Origin of the sequence: Pseudomonas sp. JH-2 (genome assembly GCF_036231725.1) — a bacterium.
GTDB lineage: Bacteria > Pseudomonadota > Gammaproteobacteria > Pseudomonadales > Pseudomonadaceae > Pseudomonas > Pseudomonas delhiensis.
Window position 1 is genome coordinate 1 of sequence record NZ_JAZAQP010000033.1, and the last position, 14,420, is coordinate 14,420.

Genomic DNA, 14,420 nt, shown 5'->3' on the forward strand with positions numbered 1-14,420 from the left:
GGGCCTCCGTGGCGGGGGAATTCGCGAGGGTAGCCCGGCTCCATCGGGCCCGTATGTCGGGGCAAGCCTTTTTGGTTACTTTTTGCGGGGGTGGCCTTCCACCGATTGACAAAAGTGACTCGCCCGAGGGGGCGAAACGAGAGACATCAACGCACTCGGAGCGGCGCGCTACACCCAAACCCAATAGACAGTTGCTCCTACGGTTCCAGGGAAGCATCGATGTAGGACCTTGTCCGCGATAGCCTGGCGTATCGGCGCGATTCGCGGATGAGATCCGCTCCTACGGGTCGCCCCACAAGCCACGCCCATGTAGGAGCGCGCCCTGCGCGCGAATCGCGGGCAGGGCCCGCTCCTACACGTATCATTCGCGTACCGCCGATGTTTCCCTTTCCTTCAACTACCGCCCAGGTCGGTTCAGCGCATCCCGCGGCTCAGACCGACTCCACCTGGCGGCGAAAACTGAAATAACGGCGCAGCGCTTCGACCAGCTCGGCATACTCCGGCGGCGGCGCCACCAGGCTGAAGCCGGAATCGAAGCTGCCCGGCGTGACGTCTTCGCGGCACCACTGGCAGGTGCCGCTGAAGTCGATGTGCTGGACCTTGCCGTCCTGCCCGGGGATCTTCAGGCGCATGTCGAATCGCCCGCCCACCAGCATCGGCAGCTGGCTGATCAGCAGCATGCCGTCCAGCGATACGTTGCCCAGGTAGCCCATGGGCTTGTCGGTGATGCTATTGAACACCTTCAGGTAGTACGGCAGCTGATGGCGCTCTATGTGTCGTTGATGACGCATAATGGCTATTCGCTATGATTTTTACCCAGTATGACGATGCAACCCCGCCACGGCCAGCACTAACGGCAGCCTTCGGCTACCCGCGCGGCCAGCGAGCGACGAGCGGCATCGATCTGCTCGTCGCTATAGTAGAGGCGTTCGCCCCGGGTATCTGTGGAGTAGTAGCGACCTCCGCGCTGCAATGTCGCCAACTGGTCGCGCAGGCGGTCGCACTCGGCGCCCGCCTTGGCCTGCTGCTCGGCGGCGCGGCTGCGCGCAGCGGCCTGTTCCTCGCTGCGCGCCTGGTAGAACTGGCGGGTACGCTCCTCGCGCTCGCGCGTGGCGGCATCGCGCTCGACCACCTGCGGCCTGACCTCGACGCGCTGCGCCCCCGGCGGCGGGGTTTCGCTGAAATGCACCTTGCCCTGGGCATCGGTCCAGCGATAGATGTCGGCCGCTGCCAGCAAGGGAGCCAGGGCCATACACAGGCACAGCAACGAACGCATCGCAACCTCCTCCTTGAAGCCAGCTAACTGAGCTTAGCGAGCGGCCCATCCCGCTCAAGCCGGCAACGACCGACGGTCACGGACGCGCCGGCAACGGTTGTGCCGCCCCGCTGCCAAGCCGCCCGTTGAGGCGCAGGGTCTCCAGGCGCGCCTTGGCGCGGTAGGCGTACTCGCTGGCCGGGTAGCGGGCGATGATGAAGTCGTAGGTCTGCGCGGCGTCGACGTAGTACTTCTGGCGCTCCAGGCACAGGCCACGGAGCATCGAGATCTCCGGCTGCAGCCAGGGCCGCGCGCGGCTCTTGCGCTCGGTGCGCGACAGGTCGAGCATCACCTGCTCGCAGTCGCCGCGATCGTAGGCGCGGTAGGCGCTGTCCAGGTTCTTGTTGGTCGACCAGCTGTTGCAGCCGGTAACACTCGCCGCCAGGGCCAGGACGCACAGTATTCGCATGGGGCATATCCTCCGTTGGGAACTGTATCGGCGCGCCTTGGCCGCGCTGAAGGGCATCACTAGACTGCGCAGGGAACCCGCCCCGGCGCCAAGGAGATGCCATGCGCTTGCACCCCGCCCTGCCCCTGGTCGCCCTGTTGGGCCTGCTGGCGGCCTGCTCGCCGACCACGCCGCTGTTCGTCGCCCAGGTCACCACCGGCGAAGTCGCCGAGTACAAGAAGCTCAAGAGCGACCGCATGACCGCCGCGGTGGAAGAGGAAGGCGACCTGCTCACCTACAGCGCCCAGGCCATCCGCGACGGCAAGAGCGCCGAGGCCGAGAAGCTCTACCTCACCGGCTACGACAATACCCGCTACAGCCCCGACGTGCGCGCCATCGCCCTGTACCAGATCGGCCTGATCTACATGAGCCGCTACAACGACCAGCGCGACGACGCCAAGGCCCTGGACTACTTCCAGCGCATCGACCGCGAGTTCCCCGGCACCGCCGCGGCCAGCCATGCCGACGCGCGCATCCTGATGATCCGCCAGCGCGCCAGGGAGCCGGTGCAGAAGAACGCCCGCGAGCTGCTGGCCACCTGGAAGCCGCAGCAGAACCTGGACCTGAACAAGACCAGCCTGGACCCGGACATGACCCTGCTGTCGCGCCGCGCCGTGCTCAAGGACCGCGTCGCCGAGGCCGAGCAGCTGTACCTGCTGGCGGTCAACGACCCGGCCATCCCCGCCGACATCAAGCAGAAGGCGCTGTACCAGCTGGGCCTGATGTACATGGCCCCCGACAACCCGCACCCCAGCCGCAGCAAGGCCATCGGCTACCTGCGCCACCTGCTGGTGGACTACCCCGACGGCGAGCTGGCGAACAAGGCCGCGCGCCACCTGGACCAGGCGCTGAACCAGGGCGGCGACTGACGCAGGTCAAGCCGGGCCGGCTACGCTTGCACTGCAATGGCAGCAGCCAAGCGAGGAGCCGACCATGAAACTGCAGCACCTGCTGGTGGTCATCGACCCCACCCGCGACGACCAGCCCGCCCTCACCCGTGCCCAGTGGATCGCCGAGCGCAGCGGCGCCAGCGTGACCCTGCTGGTGTGCGACTACAACCCGGCGCTGGACAACGGCCTGCTGATCCCGCAGCACGAGCTGGAGCGGGTGCGCATCCTGCAGCAGACCGAGCGCCTGGACTGGCTCGACAAGCTGGCCGCACCGCTGCGCCAGGCCGGCATCGACGCGCGCTGCCACACCCGCTGGGGCAAGCCGTTGTACCGCGAGATACTCGCCGCCGTGGCCGAGCACCAACCCGACCTGGTGCTCAAGTCCAGCAGCCGCCACGGCCTGCTCAAGCGCCTGTTCCTGACCAACACCGACTGGCAGCTGATCCGCCACTGCGAGGCGCCGCTGTGGCTGGTCCACCACGGCGCCTGGGAAGGGCGCAAGCTGTGCGCCGCCCTCGACCCGCTGCACGAGGGCGACAAGCCGGCGGCGCTGGACCGCCGGCTGATCGCCACGGCGCTGGAGCTGAACCGCCGCCTGAGCCTGCACGCCAGCTACCTGCACGCCTACGTGGCGCTGCCGCAGACTCTGGCCTTCGACGCCCAGCTGCTGGGCAGCTACGACGAGCACCTGAAGGCCACCGAGGCGCACCACCGTCAGGCCCTGCACAGGCTGATGGCCGCCCACCCGGCCATGGCCGCCGGCGACACCCACCTGCTGCAGGGCTTCCCTGAGGAGGTGATCCCCGAGTTCGTCCGCAACCAGGGCATCGACCTGCTGCTGATGGGCGCGGTGGCCCGTAGCCAGCTGGAAAGCGCATTGATCGGCCACACCGCAGAGCGCGTGCTGGAAGAAATCGAGTGCGACCTGCTGGTGCTCAAGCCGGCACGCGAACCGTCATCGGAAAAGGGGTAAGATGGCCGCCGGGCCGGCCCGGCTCACGCCGCCGGCCCGCACGCTCGTCTTCCAAGGAGTCCCGCATGTCCGTCCGCCGCACCAAGATAGTCGCCACCCTCGGCCCAGCCAGCCAGTCCCCCGAAGTCCTCGAGCAGCTGATCCTCGCCGGGATCGACGTCGCCCGCCTGAACTTCTCCCACGGCACCCCCGACGAGCACCGTGCCCGCGCCCAGCTGGTGCGCGACCTGGCCGCCAAGCATGGCCGCTTCGTCGCCCTGCTCGGCGACCTGCAGGGGCCGAAGATCCGCATCGCCAAGTTCGCCAACAAGCGCATCGAACTGGCCGTGGGCGACAGCTTCCGCTTCTCCACCAGCCACCCGCGCGACGCCGGCACCCAGGAAGTCGTGGGCATCGACTACCCGGACCTGGTCAAGGACTGCGGCGTGGGCGACGAGCTGCTGCTGGACGACGGCCGCGTGGTCATGGTGGTGAAGCAGGTGAAGGCCGACGAGCTGGTCTGCGAAGTGCTGATCGGCGGCCCGCTGTCCGACCACAAGGGCATCAACCGCCGCGGCGGCGGCCTGACCGCGCCGGCCCTGACCGAGAAGGACAAGGCCGACATCAAGCTGGCCGCGAGCATGGACCTGGACTACGTCGCCGTGTCCTTCCCGCGTGACGCCAAGGACATGGAATACGCCCGCAGCCTGCTCCTCGAGGCCGGCGGCAAGGCCTGGCTGGTGGCCAAGATCGAACGCGCCGAGGCGGTGGCCGACGACGAGGCGCTGGACGGCCTGATCCGCGCCAGCGACGCGGTCATGGTGGCCCGCGGTGACCTCGGCGTGGAAATCGGCGACGCCGAGCTGGTGGGCATCCAGAAGAAGATCATCCTGCACGCCCGCCGCTACAACAAGGCGGTGATCACCGCGACGCAGATGATGGAGTCGATGATCCACAACCCCATGCCGACCCGCGCGGAAGTCTCGGACGTGGCCAACGCCGTGCTCGACTACACCGACGCCGTGATGCTCTCGGCCGAGAGCGCCGCCGGCGAATACCCGGTGGAAGCGGTCCAGGCCATGGCGCGCATCTGCCAGGGCGCGGAAAAGCACCCGACCACCAAGAAATCCAGCCACCGCCTGGGCCAGACCTTCGAGCGCTGCGACGAGAGCATCGCCCTGGCGGCCATGTACACCGCCAACCACTTCCCGGGCATCAAGGCGATCATCTGCCTCACCGAGAGCGGCTACACCCCGCTGATCATGTCGCGCATCCGCTCCTCGGTGCCGATCTTCGCCTACTCCCCGCACCGCGAGACCCAGGCCCGCGTGGCGCTGTTCCGCGGCGTCGAGACCATCCCCTTCGACCCCGCCGCGCTGCCGCCGGAGCGCGTCAGCCAGGAAGCCGTGGACGCGCTGCTGCAACGCGGCGTGGTGACCAAGGGCGACTGGGTGATCCTGACCAAGGGCGACAGCTACACCACCCAGGGCGGCACCAACACCATGAAGGTGCTGCATGTGGGGGACCTGTTGGTCTGAGTGGGATGGTGAGTGACGGAGGCCGCCCTTTGGGCGGCCTTTGTTTTTGGGGGAAGTCACCTGTAGTTCATTACTTTCGCCCAACTCCGCTCCCTCTCCCCAGCCCTCGGCTGCGCGCCCCGCCCTGAAGGGAGAGGGGGCTTGTCCGTGCCGAGAGAAGGAATGGTTTCAGCCGGAAACCTTCGGCGTCGCCGGCTGGCTCAGGAGCACCAGCGTCTGCCCAACGGTCCCCTCTCCCTTCAGGGAGAGGGTTAGGGAGAGGGCAGCGGCCAAGCCACACGCCAAGACCAACCGGCACACGCCTCCACCGCCATGACCGCATGGGTTTCGCAAAAACTCAACCCATCCTACGAAAGCACCTCGGCGCAGTCGGCAAGACCGTCCGCTTCCTACGTTGCAGGGGGCACGGCTTTTCGTAGGAGCGAGCTTGCTCGCGAACAGGCTTCGCTTTCGCGAGCAAGCTCGTTCCTACGAAGAGCACCTCGGCGCAGCCTATAAGACAACGGCTCCCACACGCTGGTCAAAACCCGGACAGCTCCGCGCAACCCAGCAACCACGCGCCTCCAACGCTTCCGCCCCAAGCTTATCCACAGCCCTTCCCACAGTTACTGTGGGCAAGCGCCGTGCGCTGATCGCACAGCCCGGCCTGCTGCCCGGCTGTCGGACAATCCCACGAAATCAGGCACTTGCGACGAACCGGGAGGACGGCGCAACGGGCGATGGATCAAATACCGCACAACGCCGCGCAACCCAGGCGCAGCGGGCGCCCGGGCAGTTGGCCCCAAGGTTATGCACAGCTCTGCCCACAGTTTCTGTGGGCAGCTGGCCAGCTCAGGCGAAGCGCGAGAAGTCCGGCTGGCGGCGCTGGGTGAAGGCGCCCAGCGCCTCGAGGGCTTCCGGCGAGCTCAGGCGCTGGACGAACAGCTCGCCCTCCTGGGCCACTACCTTGCGCAGCTCCTCGATGTATGGCGCCTTGAGCAGGCGCTTGCTCAGCGCCAGGGCCGCCGGCGGCAGGGCCTGCAGGGCCCGAGCCGCCTCGCGGGCGCGTTCGATGGCGGCGGCGCCGTCGGCCAGGGCCTCGTTGGCGATGCCGTAGGCCACCGCCTGCTCGCCGCTGAAGCCGTCGCCGCGCATCAGCAGGCTGGCGGCGCGGACGTGGCCGAGCAGGCGCGGCACCAGGAAGCTGGAGCCGAATTCAGGGCACAGGCCGAGGTTGACGAAAGGCATCTTCAGCTTGGCGCCGCGGGCGACGAAGACCTGGTCGCAGTGCAGCAGCAGGGTGGTGCCGATGCCCACCGCCGGGCCGGCCACCGCCGCCAGCACCGGCTTGCTGAACTCCATGAGCGCGCGCATGAAGCGGAACACCGGGCTGTCCTGGCCGCTGGGCGGGTACTGGAGGAAATCGTGGATGTCGTTGCCGGCGGTGAAGCACTCGGCGTTGCCGGCGATCAGCACCACGCGCACGCTGCGGTCGTGCTCGGCGGCCTCCAGGGCGTCGGCCAGGGCGGCGTACATCTCCCGGGTCAGCGCGTTCATCTTGTCCGCGCGGTTCAGGCGCAGGGTCAGCAGGCCCTGTTCGCGCTCGACGAGAATCTGTTGGCTCATGGCAACTCCTTGGCAGCAGGCTGTGGCGGCCGGGTTCGCGGGCCCGGCTCAGGCGTGGGAGAGGAACAGGTCGGCCAGGGTCTGGCCGCGCGGCAGCCCGGCCAGGTACAGGTGGCGGGCGAAGCGCTCGACGCTGGCGGGCTGGCCGCAGAGTAAGGCGATGCTTCGCCGCGAGACAAGGCGGAATTGCGCCAGATGCGCGTCCAGATCGGCCGGCAGCGCCAGGCTCGCCTGCAGGTCGGGATGGGCCGCGGCCAGGGCCGCCAGCTCCGCCGCCAGGTAGTGCTCGGCCGGCGTGCGCGCCAGGTGCAGCAGGCGGATCGGCCCCTGGTGGTCCGCCGCCAGGGCCTGGCGCAGGATGCCCCACAGCGGCGCCAGGCCGGTGCCGCTGGCCAGCAGCAGCAGGGGGCGCTCCTGCCATTCGGGGTCGTAGTGCAGCGCGCCACCGCGCAGCTCGCCCAGGCGCAGTTCGTCGCCCACCCGCAGGTTGCGCGCCGCGTCGCAGAAGGCACCGGGGGCCTGGCAGGCGATGTGGAACTCCAGCCAGGGCTCGTCCGGCAGGCTGGCCAGGGAATAGGGCCGCGCCACCTCGCCCAGCCACAGCACCAGGTGCTGGCCGGCACGGTAGCGCAGGGGCCGCTGGGGTTGCAGGCGCAGGCGCAGGACGTCCGCCGCCGGCCAGTGCAGCTCGGCGACCGTCGCCGGCAGGCCGTCGCGCTCGGGGTCGAAGACCTCGATGGCGCAATCCGCCACCACCCGGCACTGGCAGGCCAGGCGCCAGCCCTCGGCGCGGCGCGCGGCGTCCAGCGCCTCGGGGCGCTCGTCGAGCAGCTCGCCGCCGCTGCAGCGCACCAGGCAGGCATGGCAACTGCCCGCGCGGCAGCTGTAGGGAATGGCGATCCCCTCGGCGCGCAGGGCGTCCAGCAGGTTGCTCCCGGCGGCCACTTCCCAGTGCCGGCCGCCGGCACGCAGTTCAGGCATCGCTCTCCTCCCATGCCGCCTCGCAGCGATTGCGTCCGCTGCGTTTGGCACGGTAGAGCGCCTGGTCGGCCCGCTGCAAGGCCTCGTCGAGGTCGTCGCCGTATTGCAGCAGGGTCATGCCGGCGGAAAGGCTCAGCACCGGCACTTCCACGCCCATCGGCTCGGCCGCCGCATAGGCCAGGCGCAGGCGTTCGCAGCAGGCGGCGAGGCGGTCGCTGTCGGCGTCGGGCAGCAGCAGCACGAACTCCTCGCCGCCGTAGCGCGCCAGCACATCGCCCTGGCGCAGGCAGGCCCGCGCCACCGCGGCGAAGGTCTGCAGCACGCGGTCGCCGGCGGAGTGGCCGTGGATGTCGTTGATGCGCTTGAAGTGGTCGAGGTCGATCAGCGCCAGGCCGTGGCGCTGGTCCGCCTGCATGTCGTCCAGGGCACGCCCGGCCAGGCGCAGGAAGTGGCGGCGGTTGAACAGCCCGGTGAGTTCGTCGGTAGCCACCAGGTCTTCCAGCTGGCGCATCATCCCGCGCAGGGTGTCCTGGTGCGCCTGCAGCGCGTAGCGGCGCTGGCGCATGCGCTGGCGCAGGGCCTGCACGTAGCCGGCGAACAGCGTCAGCCAGACCAGCACGCTGAACAGCACCAGCAACTGCAGCACGGCCTGCCCGGGCAGCTCCAGGCGCTGGCGGAAGGCCTCCCAGAGGTTGAGGCCGGCGAAGGCGATGAAGGCCAGCCCCGCGCAGCGGGCGAACACCCGCGGCTGCAGCTGGAACACGCCGAACAGCAGGATCAGCACGTAGAGCACCATCAGGGTGCCGCGCACGCTGTCGACGTGGGCCAGGAAGAAGGTGGTCCAGACCAGCGCCACCAGCACCTGCGGCTCGGTCAGGCTGGCGTCGACGAAGCGCTGGTTGCGGCCGCTGACGAACAGCCAGAGGAACACCGCCTGGCTGGCCACGGCGCACAGGCTGGCGGAAACCGCCAACGCCAGGGAGCCATGGTAGAAGTCGCCGATCACGGTCAGCCAGAGCAGCAGCAGGGCCATCGCGTAGGTGCCGAGGGCCATGCCGAACCGCCTGATCAAGAGCTTTTGGAGGGCGCGCTGCTTCAGCGGGGAACTCGGTGTGCTCATGGGGGCTCCATCCCGTAATGGCACTTGGCCCTCACTCTACTATCAAAGCCACAGCATGCCTAGCCGACCGGAAAGTGGGCGCTTGCCGCCCCTGCCGACCAAGGTCGGATCGCCGGCGCGTGCGCCCGGCCCTGGCACGGCGCTATACTACGGCGCCCTTTTTGCGCCGGTGCCTGACCGGACGCGTTCGGTGTACGTGGCTTAGCCGCCTGAAATACCCGCCTGACATTCCCGCCTGAAGAGGACCGTGCTCCATGGCCGTGATCAAGCAAGACGACCTCATCCAGAGCGTCGCCGATGCCCTGCAGTTCATCTCCTACTACCACCCGGTCGATTTCATCCAGGCCATGCACGAGGCGTACCTGCGCGAAGAATCGCCGGCCGCCCGCGATTCCATGGCGCAGATCCTCATCAACTCGCGCATGTGCGCCACCGGCCACCGTCCGATCTGCCAGGACACCGGCATCGTCACCGTGTTCGTCCGCGTCGGCATGGACGTGAGCTGGGAAGGCGCCACCATGAGCGTCGACGACATGATCAACGAAGGCGTGCGCCGCGCCTACAACCTGCCGGAGAACGTCCTGCGCGCCTCCATCCTGGCCGACCCGGCGGGTGCGCGTAAGAACACCAAGGACAACACCCCGGCGGTGATCCACTACTCCATCGTCCCCGGCAACACCGTCGAGGTCGACGTCGCGGCCAAGGGCGGCGGCTCCGAGAACAAGTCGAAGATGGCCATGCTCAACCCGTCCGACTCCATCGTCGACTGGGTGCTCAAGACCGTCCCGACCATGGGCGCCGGCTGGTGCCCGCCGGGCATGCTCGGCATCGGCATCGGCGGTACCGCCGAGAAAGCCGCGGTGATGGCGAAGGAAGTCCTGATGGACCCGATCGACATCCACGAGCTGAAGGCCCGCGGTGCGCAGAACCGCATCGAGGAACTGCGCCTGGAGCTGTTCGACAAGGTCAACCAGCTGGGCATCGGCGCCCAGGGCCTGGGCGGCCTGACCACCGTGCTCGACGTGAAGATCATGGACTACCCGACCCACGCCGCCTCGCTGCCGGTGTGCATGATCCCCAACTGCGCCGCCACCCGCCACGCCCACTTCGTGCTCGACGGCTCGGGACCTGCCGAACTGGAAGCCCCGCCGCTGGACGCCTACCCGGAAATCGTCTGGGAAGCCGGCCCCTCCGCGCGCCGCGTCGACCTGGACAAGATCACCCCGGAAGAAGTGCAGAGCTGGAAGCCGGGCGAGACCCTGCTGCTCAACGGCAAGATGCTCACCGGCCGCGACGCCGCGCACAAGCGCATGGTCGACATGCTGAACAAGGGCGAAGAACTGCCGGTGGACCTGAAAGGCCGCTTCATCTACTACGTCGGCCCGGTCGACCCGGTAGGCGACGAAGTGGTCGGCCCGGCCGGCCCGACCACCGCCACCCGCATGGACAAGTTCACCCGCCAGATCCTGGAGAGCACAGGCCTGCTGGGCATGATCGGCAAGTCCGAGCGCGGCCCCATCGCCATCGAGGCGATCAAGGACAACAAGGCCGTGTACCTGATGGCCGTCGGCGGCGCCGCCTACCTGGTGGCCCAGGCGATCAAGAAGTCCAGGGTCCTGGCCTTCGCCGAACTGGGGATGGAAGCCATCTACGAGTTCGACGTGAAGGACATGCCGGTGACCGTGGCGGTCGACACCAACGGCGAGTCGGTGCACATCACCGGCCCTGCGATCTGGAAAGACAAGATCGCCCACAGCCTGGCGGTGGAAGTGAAGTAAGCCTTCCCTTCAGCGCCAGGAAAAAGCCCGGCCATGTGCCGGGCTTTTTCATGCCCGCGCGACAGATCTTCGTAGGAGCGAGCTTGCTCGCGAACCTGATGTCCCGCCGCGGAGTTCGTTCGCGAACAAGAACCAGGCGGCTCCCTCGCTCCTACAGGCCTCGACGCCAACGCCACCGGCGGATAACCGCGAACGGTTATCCGCCCTACGATCCGATGGGTTGGCCGATGCAGTGCGCGAAGATGCGTTCCAGCGCTCTGTAATCACAGAGCACTGCGTCTATGTTGCCGCCGATCCACTCGTTCTCTTCCACCGCCCACCAGTTGACCTCGAATCCGACGTTGACGATCAGGTGCTCGAACAGAATGCGCTGGGCCCGGCCATTGCCCTCGCGAAACGAGTGGATCATGTTGAGGTCGCCGTAATGCTCGGCCACGGCCACTATCAGTCGCTCACGCTCGTAGCCCTCGAACCAGTTGGCTCGCGCCATGGTGCGGAAAATCTTGTCGGCTTCCGGCTCGATGCGATTGACGTTGCAGAAATGGGTGTCGCGCTTGGAGATATCCACGCTGCGAATCTGCCCGGCCCAGTCGTAGAGGTCCTGGAACAGGGCATGGTGGATGCGTTTCAGGTACGCCAAGTCGTAAGGCGGCGGTTCGAAGTCGAGATGGCTGGCGGCGATTTCGGAAAGGTCGCGCTCGGCGCGGGACAGCAGGTCATCGCTGTGAAGATCGAGGTGATTGCGCAGGACGCTCGTACCCGGATAGCAGTACGGGTCCTGGCCGGCGCCGTACTTGTCCAGGCTCAGGCCTGCTTGCGGTACGCGCGCAGGACCGCTTCGCGGCTGGGCAATTCGCGGGCGGCGTCGCTCTCAGTAACTTCGTAGCCTTCCAGACGCAGGCTGGCCGCGTAGTTGGAACGACGGGTCTTGGCGCAGTAGGCTTTCTTGGCTTCCAGGCTGGGGGGTTTCACCAGTCGATGCCTCGCTTCAGGGGCTGAAATTCCATTATACGTGAGCTGGCCCCACCTGCGGCATTCCCATGTAGGAGCGCGCCCTGCGCGCGAAATCGCGGGCAGGGCCCGCTCCTACAGGGTCGGGGCTCAGGCGCTGCGCGGCACCCGGCTCAGCTCCACGATGTTGTCGCGGCGCTGGGCCAGGTAGCGGGTGCAGCTCACGCGCAGGAAGGAGGCGAAGTTGACCACCTCGCCGCGGTAGTCCATCACCTCGTCGTAGAGCTTGGCGATGAGCTGGTTGGTGGTCATGCCGTCGACCTCGGCGATCTCCCGCAGGATGTCCCAGAACTGGTTCTCCAGGCGCAGGGTGGTGACCACGCCGCGAATGCGCAGGGAGCGCGAGCGGGACTCGTAGAGGATGGGGTCGGCCTTCACGTAGAGCTCGCACATGCTCCGCCTCCTTTGTCGATGCGAATGCCAGTCTACAGGCTGATCTTCGTGCCGAGCACTTCGAGGAACTTCGCCAGCCACGCCGGGTGCGCCGGCCAGGCCGGAGCGCTGACCAGGTTACCGTCGACGTGGGCGGCGTCCACCGGAATGTCCACGTACTCGCCGCCGGCCAGCTTCACTTCCGGGCCGCAGGCCGGGTAGGCGCTGCAGGCGCGGCCTTTCAGCACGCCGGCGGCGGCCAGCAGCTGGGCGCCGTGGCAGACCGCGGCGATGGGTTTCTTCGCGGCGTCGAAGGCCTGCACCAGCTCGATCACCTTCGCGTTGAGGCGCAGGTACTCCGGGGCGCGGCCGCCGGGGATCAGCAGGGCGTCGTAGTCCTCGGCGCGCACGCCGGCGAAGTCGGCGTTGAGGGCGAAGTTGTGCCCCGGCTTCTCGCTGTAGGTCTGGTCGCCCTCGAAGTCGTGGATGGCGGTGCGCACGCTCTGCCCGGCCTTCTTGTCCGGGCACACCGCGTGGACCACGTGGCCGACCATCTGCAGCGCCTGGAACGGCACCATGGTTTCGTAGTCCTCGGCGTAGTCGCCGACCAGCATCAGGATTTTCTTCGCGGCCATCGCGGCATTCCTCCAGGCAGGGCCCGGCCATGGGCGGCCGGGCATGCCAGACAGGTTAGCCACTCCCCGCCGCGGCGGGTAATAGGCCGCTACTACACCGCCAGGCGCTGCGCCACTTCGGCCCGGACCTGGCGGGCATCCTCCAGGATCAGCTCGGCGCCCTTCTCCGCCACCATCATCACCGCCGCGTTGGTGTTGCCGGAGGTGACGTTGGGGAAGATCGACGCATCCACCACCCGCAGGCCCTCGATGCCATGCACCCGCAGGCGCTTGTCGACCACCGAGGTCTGCGGGTCGGCGCCCATCGCGCAGCTGCCGCACAGGTGGTAGATGGAGCCGCAGTTCTCGCGGAAATAGCGCAGCATGGCCTCGTCGGACTGCACCGCCGCACCTGGCAGCACTTCCTCCACGGTCACCGCCCTGAGCGCCGGGGCATTCATGATCCTGCGGATCAGCCGGCTACCCTGGATGGCTTCGTCGATGTCCTTCTGCGTGCTCAGGTAGTTGGGGTCGATCAGCGCCGCGTCGGCCGGGTTCTTCGAGGCGATGCGCACCTCGCCGCGGCTAGTCGGGCGGCACGGGTTGAAGCACAGCAGGAAGCCCGAGTACGGCTCCGGCTTGAGGCTGGCCTTGTTGCTCTTGGGAATCTGGTAGGACAGCGGGTTGAAGTACAGTTGCAGGTTCGGGTGCGCCTGGCTGTCGTCGCTGCGGAAGAAGCCGCCGCTCTGGTTGACGCTCATCGACAGCGGGCCCTTGCGCGTCAGCAGGTATTCCAGGCCCAGCTTCAGCTGGCCGAACAGCGAGCCGAACTCGTCGTTGAGGGTCTTGATGCTGGCCTTGTAGTAGTAGCTGACGCACAGGTGATCCTGCAGGTTCTTGCCCACTGCCGGCAGGTGCAGCACCTCGGGGATGCGGTGCTCCTGCAGCAGTTCGCGGTCGGCCACGCCGGAGAGTTGCAGCAGCTTCGGCGAATCCACCGCGCCGGCCGCCAGGATGACTTCGCGGCGGGCATGGAATTCGCGCTGCACGCCGTGCTGGCTGATGCTGACGCCGATGGCGCGCTTGTGCTCGTCGAACAGGATGCGCTCGGCCAGAGCGTGGTGCTCGATGTGCAGGTTCGGCCGGCCCAGCGCCGGGTGCAGGTAGGCGAAGCTGCTGGAGCAGCGCTGGCCATCGCGGGTGTTGACGTCGTAGATGCCGGCGCCTTCGAAGTGCTCGCCGTTGAAGTCCTCGCTGCGCGGGTAGCCCAGCTCCCCGCAGCCCTTGAGGAAGGCATCGCAGATCGGGTGGGTGTGGCCCTTCATCGGGCTGATGCGGATCGGCCCGCTGGCGCCGTGGTACTCGCTGTCGCCCAGCGGGTGGGACTCCAGCTTGCGGAAGTACGGCAGCACGTCCTTGAACGACCAGCCGTCGTTGCCGTTCGCCGCCCAGTCGTCGAAGTCGTGGGCCTGGCCGCGCACGTAAATCATCGCGTTGATCGAGCCGGAGCCGCCCTGCACTTTCCCGCGCGGTGCGTACAGCTGGCGGCTGGCGAGTTGCGCCTGCGGCTGGCTGTAGTACATCCAGTTGTACGCCGGGTTGTAGTAGAGCTTGGCGAAGCCCACCGGGACCTTGAACCAGGGCGAGGCGTCCTTGCCGCCGGCTTCCAGCAGCAGGACGCTGTGCTCGCCGGATTCGCTCAGGCGGCTGGCGAGGATGCAGCCGGCCGAGCCGGCGCCGACGATGATGTAGTCGTATTTCATGAATCTCGTACCGCAAGTGAGGGGGCCCGCGCC

The 14,420-nt window shown here is 67.9% G+C and carries 15 protein-coding genes; 4 read left to right on the forward strand and 11 right to left on the reverse strand.

Features of this window, described 5'->3' with window-relative positions; all coding sequences use genetic code 11:
* Positions 1 to 431: 431 nt before the first annotated feature.
* The 3 genes from VV867_RS20845 to VV867_RS20855 form a co-directional block, all read right to left on the reverse strand.
* Positions 432 to 791, reverse strand: a complete 360-nt coding sequence (locus VV867_RS20845) for a PilZ domain-containing protein (protein WP_328567441.1) — start codon at positions 789 to 791, stop codon at positions 432 to 434.
* A gap of 59 nt (positions 792 to 850) precedes the next feature.
* The gene (locus tag VV867_RS20850; RefSeq protein ID WP_109933224.1) at positions 851 to 1,276 is read right to left on the reverse strand and encodes a DUF4124 domain-containing protein; all 426 of its coding nucleotides are present in this window, start codon (positions 1,274 to 1,276) and stop codon (positions 851 to 853) included.
* A 76-nt stretch (positions 1,277 to 1,352) separates the two neighbouring features.
* A complete protein-coding gene (locus VV867_RS20855) occupies positions 1,353 to 1,724 on the reverse strand; it encodes a hypothetical protein (protein ID WP_328567442.1) in 372 nt (123 codons plus the stop codon).
* Positions 1,725 to 1,825: 101 nt separating this feature from the next.
* On the opposite strand from VV867_RS20855, the gene VV867_RS20860 reads away from it, so the two are divergent.
* From VV867_RS20860 to pyk, 3 genes are all read left to right on the forward strand, one after another.
* Complete coding sequence (locus VV867_RS20860; RefSeq protein ID WP_275628655.1) at positions 1,826 to 2,632, forward strand: tetratricopeptide repeat protein; 807 nt, start codon at positions 1,826 to 1,828, stop codon at positions 2,630 to 2,632.
* A 64-nt stretch (positions 2,633 to 2,696) separates the two neighbouring features.
* Complete coding sequence (locus VV867_RS20865; protein WP_328567443.1) at positions 2,697 to 3,626, forward strand: universal stress protein; 930 nt, start codon at positions 2,697 to 2,699, stop codon at positions 3,624 to 3,626.
* Between the two features lie 65 nt (positions 3,627 to 3,691).
* On the forward strand, positions 3,692 to 5,143 hold the full coding sequence (pyk, locus tag VV867_RS20870) for a pyruvate kinase (RefSeq protein WP_109933228.1): 1,452 nt from the start codon (positions 3,692 to 3,694) through the stop codon (positions 5,141 to 5,143).
* A gap of 831 nt (positions 5,144 to 5,974) precedes the next feature.
* Here pyk and VV867_RS20875 read toward each other — a convergent pair.
* Genes VV867_RS20875 through VV867_RS20885 form a run of 3 tightly spaced genes read right to left on the reverse strand, consistent with a single transcriptional unit; the run spans position 5,975 to position 8,849 of the window.
* Entirely contained in the window at positions 5,975 to 6,748 is a 774-nt protein-coding gene (locus VV867_RS20875; RefSeq protein WP_328567444.1) for an enoyl-CoA hydratase-related protein, read from the reverse strand.
* Positions 6,749 to 6,796: 48 nt separating this feature from the next.
* Positions 6,797 to 7,729 carry an iron-sulfur-binding ferredoxin reductase gene (locus tag VV867_RS20880; protein WP_328567445.1) on the reverse strand — a complete coding sequence of 311 codons (933 nt, stop codon included), beginning with the start codon at positions 7,727 to 7,729 and terminating at the stop codon, positions 6,797 to 6,799.
* A complete protein-coding gene (locus VV867_RS20885) occupies positions 7,722 to 8,849 on the reverse strand; it encodes a GGDEF domain-containing protein (RefSeq protein ID WP_328567446.1) in 1,128 nt (375 codons plus the stop codon). The genes VV867_RS20880 and VV867_RS20885 overlap by 8 nt, the downstream gene beginning before the upstream one ends.
* A gap of 254 nt (positions 8,850 to 9,103) precedes the next feature.
* On the opposite strand from VV867_RS20885, the gene VV867_RS20890 reads away from it, so the two are divergent.
* Entirely contained in the window at positions 9,104 to 10,627 is a 1,524-nt protein-coding gene (locus VV867_RS20890) for a fumarate hydratase (RefSeq protein WP_109933232.1), read from the forward strand.
* A 205-nt stretch (positions 10,628 to 10,832) separates the two neighbouring features.
* On the opposite strand, the gene VV867_RS20895 is transcribed toward VV867_RS20890, so the two are convergent.
* The 5 genes from VV867_RS20895 to VV867_RS20915 all read right to left on the reverse strand — a co-directional run bounded on the left by VV867_RS20895 (position 10,833) and on the right by VV867_RS20915 (position 14,387).
* Positions 10,833 to 11,429, reverse strand: a complete 597-nt coding sequence (locus tag VV867_RS20895) for a Fic/DOC family protein (RefSeq protein ID WP_328567484.1) — start codon at positions 11,427 to 11,429, stop codon at positions 10,833 to 10,835.
* 2 nt (positions 11,430 to 11,431) lie between these two features.
* Positions 11,432 to 11,599 carry a YhfG family protein gene (locus VV867_RS20900; protein ID WP_328567447.1) on the reverse strand — a complete coding sequence of 56 codons (168 nt, stop codon included), beginning with the start codon at positions 11,597 to 11,599 and terminating at the stop codon, positions 11,432 to 11,434.
* 129 nt (positions 11,600 to 11,728) lie between these two features.
* Positions 11,729 to 12,031 carry a ribbon-helix-helix domain-containing protein gene (locus VV867_RS20905; protein ID WP_009615780.1) on the reverse strand — a complete coding sequence of 101 codons (303 nt, stop codon included), beginning with the start codon at positions 12,029 to 12,031 and terminating at the stop codon, positions 11,729 to 11,731.
* A gap of 32 nt (positions 12,032 to 12,063) precedes the next feature.
* Entirely contained in the window at positions 12,064 to 12,645 is a 582-nt protein-coding gene (locus VV867_RS20910; RefSeq protein WP_328567448.1) for a DJ-1/PfpI family protein, read from the reverse strand.
* Between the two features lie 92 nt (positions 12,646 to 12,737).
* A complete protein-coding gene (locus VV867_RS20915) occupies positions 12,738 to 14,387 on the reverse strand; it encodes a GMC family oxidoreductase (protein WP_328567449.1) in 1,650 nt (549 codons plus the stop codon).
* Positions 14,388 to 14,420 lie beyond the last annotated feature (33 nt).